Source organism: Methanosarcina sp. 1.H.A.2.2, assembly GCF_000979975.1.
Taxonomy (GTDB): Archaea; Halobacteriota; Methanosarcinia; order Methanosarcinales; family Methanosarcinaceae; genus Methanosarcina.
This window is the reverse complement of the sequence record NZ_JJQL01000023.1, coordinates 1-5,857: the sequence shown is the minus strand read 5'-3', so window position 1 is coordinate 5,857 and position 5,857 is coordinate 1. Positions and strand designations below refer to the sequence as shown.

Here is a 5,857-nt window from a genome sequence, read left to right as displayed (position 1 = left end):
CGCGGCCGCGTCCATTCTTTCATAAGTTGCGGTGGTCAGATCCTCATCTCTGATGAGCTCAAATGCTGTATACTCACCTGTTGGCTTTTTGTAGACCACGTCAATATTTTCTACACGAATGGGATATTGAGTAATGTTAATTTTTGTGAGCAATTCACGAATGGCGTCTTCGTTTCCCTCACAAACAACCTGTACTGTCCCGTCATCAAGATTTTTAACGTATCCATTGAGATTCAGATTAAAGGCAATCTCATCAATGAAATCTCTGAAACCTGCTTTTTGGACTCGACCATATACTTTGATCTCGGCACGTTTCTCCATATGAGACTTATTTTTCGTAACAGGAGATAAACCTTGTTATCAGTTTATCCCGAGCCATCCACTTAGCAATTTTTTGGAAAGGCCGGCTGCTTACAGCACCCGGTGAGAGCTCCGGAACCTGAAAATCAAATAAAATCAGCTTGCAAAACCACAATAATTAACTATTTTCTGACAGAGTTAAGCCTGCAAAGTTCGCTTCTCAATTTTTTTGCAGCCGATGACGGAGCGGACCCGGGAAATTGTGAAGCTTGCACAAATTATAAACAGAGGTAAGCATAAAGTCATAAGTGATCAGCTGTATGCAGCCCGTTATGCCACAATCAGATCTTGAACAGCTTGAACAGAAGCTAAGGGAATTTTTCTCTAAAGTTGAGGGCGTTACATTGGCCTATCTTTTCGGCTCAACCGTCCGGGGAGAAGCTAACCGCCTGAGTGACATTGATATCGCTGTGCTTTTTGATGATACTCTTTTACAAAAGGAAGCTTTTGATCTTCAGCTGGAAGTTATAAGCGAACTTACAGGGCTTCTGAAAACGAACAATGTGGACCTTGTGGTACTCAATGATTCTCCTCTCCTTTTGACATATAACATTATACGTGACGGGATCATTTTAAAATCCTATGAACCTGTCAGAGTAAAGTTTGAGACAAAAATCATGTCCAGATACCTGGACGAGCGGTATCACATTCAAAGGCATGCAAAAGAGAGTTTGAGAAGGATAGCAGAGAGCGGATTTCGATGATAGAAGAAATTAACTTCAAGCTGGAACAGTCGAGTTGCGGCTCGACGGTGCGCTGCCCTTTTCGCTTCGCTCAAGAGGGCTAATTTATGGGTTTTAGCAATGAGCTTCGCTGCGCTCAAGAAGACTAAGTTTGGGACAAGAGAAGTGGATTCCGATGATAGAAGAAATTAACTTCAAGCTGGAACAGTCGAGTTGCGGCTCGACGGTGCGCTGCCCTTTTCGCTTCGCTCAAGAGGGCTAATTTATGGGTTTTAGCAATGAGCTTCGCTGCGCTCAAGAAGACTAAGTTTGGGACAAGAGAAGTGGATTCCGATGATAGAAGAAATTAACTTCAAGCTGGAACAACTGGGGGAGTATGTCAGCACTCTCAGAGAATATCAACCGTATGATATTGAGGAGATAAGGGACAACCGTACTTTGAGGGGAGCAGTTGAAAGGTATATGGAGGTCTCACTGGCCTGCATGATTGATATCTGCGAGATGATCGTTTCCAGCGAGAAATTGAGGCGTCCGGACACTTACAGAGAAGTTATCCTGGTACTTGGCCAGCACGAGATCCTTCCAGAGGAGTTTGCCAGGAAGCTAGCACCTGCGGCCGGTTTTAGAAATGTGCTTGTCCACATGTATGCAGATATTGATCTGGAAAAGCTTTATTCCCATCTCCAAAATGACATTGACAATCTGGAACTTTTTGCTGAATACATCGCAAAGTACCTGATTTCCAAATATGATTAAAGGCAGAACTCGAGACGCGAAAAAAGAAGAGCCCGGGGTTTGCATTAAAGCATCCACTTAGCAATTTTTAGGGAAAGGCCGGCTGCCTACGGCACCCGGTGAGAGCTCCGGGACAGAAAACGAGGTAAAAAAAGGCTTGCAGGATAGAAATTACCAGCTCTTTTCCTCTGCACCCGTATTTCATCAACAGCCGAAACATCCGTCCACAGGTCTGAGATCTCCAGAGGCTTCCATAAGGCCATCCCATGCCCGTTCTGAGTTTTCAGAGCCCTTTAGAGGCAGCAAAACCATTACTTTATATACAAATGACCATAAATTCAAAATACCATGAAACTGCAGGACCCGCGTGAAGTTGACATATACATCAAAAAACTGCAGGAAATGCTTCCGGAATTGAAGAAGAAGTACCCTATCAAATATATGGGAGTTTTTGGTTCATACGTCCGGGGAGAGCAGAGGCTTTCAAGCGATCTGGACATCCTGGTGGAATTCAACGGGTCCATCACGCTGCTGGGTTATGCCAGGCTTGAGAATGAGTTGTCGGATAAACTTGGAATAAAGGTCGATCTTGTATCAAAAACTGCCCTGAAACCCAGAATCGGCAAACACGTTCTTTCAGAGGTGGTTGAAGTATGACTACCCGAGTTGCAGGGGATTACATAGAAGACATACTTAATGCTCTGCTCGATATTCAGGAATTCATCGCCGAATATTCCTATGACCGGTTCGTCAATGATAGAAAAACACAATATGCCGTGATCAGAGCTATAGAAATCATAGGCGAGGCGTCTAAGAACTTACCTCCGGAGATAAGGGAAAAATATCGGGTTATCCCATGGAGAGAGATGGCTACCATGCGAGACAGGCTAATTCATGGTTATTTTGGTGTGGATCTGATAATTTTATGGGACACTGTACAACAGGATATTCCACCCCTTATCCCGATGTTCAAATCTATCCTTGCTGAAATTGAGTGAATTACCAGCTCTTTTCCTCTGCACCCGTATTTCATCAACAGCCGAAACATACGTCCACATGTCTGAGATCTCCAGAGGCTTCCATAAGGCCCTCCCAAACCTGCTTTGAATCTTTTTTGACTGAAGCCATGCAGAATACAGATTTCCTGATTTCCGGAAGTTCACGGGATAGATTCTCGTGACCCACTCATTTCCCCTCATTTTAGATGAGTGATCAGGCCAGCTATCGAATGCAGCATAATTCCGGTCAAAGCCATAAAGGATCCGGTGAGGGTCAGCAGGATCATCAAAACGGCAGGCCCGAAGTTAAGGTTCCCACCAAGGTAAAAGGTCCGCAAAAAACCGAAGCCCAGGTATAACCCGCCTGCACTGAGGAGGGAACCGGGCAGGGTGAAGCAGTACAGGGGCTTATTATATTCGATGTCCTTAAAAATCCTGAACAAAACACCCAGGCCGTGCCTTACAGGATTTTCGGTTGAGCCGTCTACGTCGTACCTGACCCGGATCTCCACTTCTTTTACCCTTAACCCGGCCCTGCCTGCGTCTGCGAGCATTTCACTTTCTATTGCCATGCCTGTGGCATTGAAGCGGAAGACGTCTTTTGTGGAGGCGGCAAAGGCGCGGAACCCGCTCTGGGAGTCGGTAATTTTGATTCCGGAGTTCAGGACCGTAACTTTGTCAAGGATAGTCTGGCCTATGCGCCGGTACGCGGGCGTGTCTGTGGGATGCCCGTTCAGATAACGGCTCCCATTTACCATGTCAGCTTCACCCCTGAGGATAGGGGCAACGAGCTTCGGGATATCAGCCGGGTTGTGCTGCCCGTCCGAGTCCATGGTAACTATTATATCTGCATCCCCGGCGGCCTCAAAGCCAGTCTTAAAAGCCATGCCCTTGCCCAGATTGGGGAAATGCACAATCACCTCAGCCCCGGCGTTTGCAGCAACCTCGGCTGTCCGGTCCGAGCTGCCGTCGTCAATGACTATCACCCTGTCAGCATACCTTCTTGCAAGCAGGACAACGCTCCCTATGGACACTTCTTCATTATAAGCCGGCAGGAGCACGGTTATGTTATGGGAAACATCCTGCCTTTCTCTTAAAACCTCATGCGGCATCAGAAATCGATAACTTCTCCCTGTCGCCAGCTCTGCACCCGTTTTAATACACCCCTTGTTGGAAGAATAAACATGTAATTTAAATTATATATTAGATCTTATGATGAAAAACAACACTTTAGTCCAGACCACTATGTAACTCTCAAAAATCGGCACCATGAGACTAATTAGCTAAGACGAAGCAATTTGCAAGTATAAATACTAATCTAAAACGACTAATTAGAATAAATATATATATCACTGTGAGGAGAAATGCCCGTCGCGATTATTGAGATTGCCTCAAGGATAAAAACACGCATAACCTGAAAACCTCATTTAAAGCAGGTTATCTGACGGACAACCTGCCGGGAAAAAATGGAATAAAACCTTTTGAGGAAATGAATCAAAAACGCCTGAAATTGATCTGCGGCTCTTTTAAGAACCTGAGCACCTGCAAATCTTCTATCAGCGAATACATATCTTCGCCCTTCGAGAGCCCGAACAGTTCAGCCCGCTCCGGTTCAAGCAACCTGAGCTCCGGGACGGAACAGTAGTTAGGATTCCTGACAAAACCATCTTCGAGCAGGAAATAAGCCCCGCCACCAAACTGCCGGACAGGCTCATAGAGCGAGGAGAAGTCCACACAGACCCAGTTGGCCATCCCGAGTTTCGCTTCGGGATCACAGGAAATCGGAGATTTTCTGGGAGTTGCACTGTAAGTGCAACAGCACGAGGTCCGTTTCACTCGCTTTGCTCGCTCAAGCGGACTAAATATTATTTAGATCGAAAGAATTGCTGAAGACAGAAACTCAAATTACAAATGAAAGTGCGTAAATCAGAGAAGTTAATAAGAAATATACAGGAGCGCTGGCTGAGAATCTGATCCTGATCAGACCTCCACTGCAAACAGCCCGGAAAAAGTCTGAGGTTCCTTCAGAAACCTGAGCACCTGCAAATCTTCTATCAGCGAATACATATCTTCGCCCTTCGAGAGCCCGAACAGTTCAGCCCGCTCCGGTTCAAGCAACCTGAGCTCCGGGACAAAGCAATAGGCAGGATTCCTGACAAACCCGTCTTCAAGCAGGAAATAAGCCCCGCCACCAAACTGCCGGACAGGCTCATAGAGCGAGGAGAAGTCCACACAGACCCAGTTGGCCATCTTTAGAACTTTATTTGACCTGTTGACTGTGATATGCCCGTAGTCCGGCGGGACAACTACAATATCCCCCTGTCCAGCCTCGACAACAACCACGTCTGCAACCTTCCCACCTCTCCCCATCTTCTGCAGGAGATAAACTGCCTCTCCCTCAAGCACCTGATAAATCTCAGGATAAGAAACATCAAAATTCGGAGCCCTGGGGTGGTAATGCCCTTTGGTCTTTACATACTCCTTTCCAAGCCTTGCTGGAGGAATGACAGTTATATCATAGCGCAGCCCGAACTCTCTCATAAGCCCGAGTTCCTCTTCATTCCGTGCAAGCTCCCTGTACATATAATATAGATCGAAGTCCTCAGCCGTTTCAAGCCACATCCGATCAGCAACGACATCTCTCATGTCGTAAAGTGTCCTCACGTCAGGAGCGCGGACGGTTTCCCCAAAACTCAATGGTTCCATAGTTTTTCCTCAAAATAGTAATAGGTAGTAATATTTCAAAAATATTGTAAGTACTCAAATTTATATGAGGAAGTTATGTCTGGGATGAATATATATAAAATTTTTTACAAAGGATGAAAAAACAAGATTATAATTAAAAAGATGATAAAGAAAAAAAAGCAAGACCGACGGATTGATGGCACAAACCAAAGAACTTAAATAACTGGAAAGGACACTTTAATAAAAATTAATAAAGTAAAATACATTTTCCGGCAAGGACACGGTAAAAATATGAAGATTGCAATTATTCTCGGCACAAGGCCTGAAATTATAAAAATGAGCCCTATAATCAGAGAATGTGAGAAACAGGGCATAGAGTATTATATACTGCATACA

The 5,857-nt window shown here is 45.2% G+C and carries 9 protein-coding genes; 4 read left to right on the top strand and 5 right to left on the bottom strand.

What is annotated here, in order from left to right:
- Nucleotides 1–321, bottom strand: a 321-nt coding sequence (locus tag EO93_RS18060) for an acylphosphatase (protein ID WP_235284102.1), incomplete at its 3' end; no start/stop codon positions are given.
- A 311-nt stretch (nt 322–632) separates the two neighbouring features.
- Between EO93_RS18060 and EO93_RS04065 the strand changes: the two genes are divergently transcribed.
- From EO93_RS04065 to EO93_RS04050, 4 genes are all read left to right on the top strand, one after another.
- A complete protein-coding gene (locus EO93_RS04065) occupies nt 633–1,064 on the top strand; it encodes a nucleotidyltransferase domain-containing protein (RefSeq protein ID WP_235284101.1) in 432 nt (143 codons plus the stop codon).
- 312 nt (nt 1,065–1,376) lie between these two features.
- Nucleotides 1,377–1,799 carry a DUF86 domain-containing protein gene (locus tag EO93_RS04060; protein ID WP_048161208.1) on the top strand — a complete coding sequence of 141 codons (423 nt, stop codon included), beginning with the start codon at nt 1,377–1,379 and terminating at the stop codon, nt 1,797–1,799.
- Nucleotides 1,800–2,126: 327 nt separating this feature from the next.
- Nucleotides 2,127–2,435, top strand: a complete 309-nt coding sequence (locus EO93_RS04055) for a nucleotidyltransferase family protein (protein ID WP_048161207.1) — start codon at nt 2,127–2,129, stop codon at nt 2,433–2,435.
- Nucleotides 2,432–2,776 (top strand): DUF86 domain-containing protein, encoded by a 345-nt coding sequence (locus EO93_RS04050; protein ID WP_048161206.1) that lies wholly within the window; start codon nt 2,432–2,434, stop codon nt 2,774–2,776. The genes EO93_RS04055 and EO93_RS04050 overlap by 4 nt, the downstream gene beginning before the upstream one ends.
- A 34-nt stretch (nt 2,777–2,810) precedes the next feature.
- Here the strand turns inward: EO93_RS04050 and EO93_RS17240 are convergent, their stop codons facing one another.
- The 4 genes from EO93_RS17240 to EO93_RS04035 all read right to left on the bottom strand — a co-directional run bounded on the left by EO93_RS17240 (nt 2,811) and on the right by EO93_RS04035 (nt 5,482).
- On the bottom strand, nt 2,811–2,963 hold the full coding sequence (locus tag EO93_RS17240; protein WP_156161227.1) for a hypothetical protein: 153 nt from the start codon (nt 2,961–2,963) through the stop codon (nt 2,811–2,813).
- Nucleotides 2,964–2,973: 10 nt separating this feature from the next.
- Entirely contained in the window at nt 2,974–3,888 is a 915-nt protein-coding gene (locus tag EO93_RS04045; protein ID WP_048161205.1) for a glycosyltransferase family 2 protein, read from the bottom strand.
- A 382-nt stretch (nt 3,889–4,270) separates the two neighbouring features.
- Nucleotides 4,271–4,612 (bottom strand): hypothetical protein, encoded by a 342-nt coding sequence (locus EO93_RS04040; RefSeq protein ID WP_156161226.1) that lies wholly within the window; start codon nt 4,610–4,612, stop codon nt 4,271–4,273.
- A 144-nt stretch (nt 4,613–4,756) separates the two neighbouring features.
- Nucleotides 4,757–5,482 carry a glucose-6-phosphate isomerase family protein gene (locus tag EO93_RS04035; RefSeq protein WP_048161204.1) on the bottom strand — a complete coding sequence of 242 codons (726 nt, stop codon included), beginning with the start codon at nt 5,480–5,482 and terminating at the stop codon, nt 4,757–4,759.
- Nucleotides 5,483–5,857 lie beyond the last annotated feature (375 nt).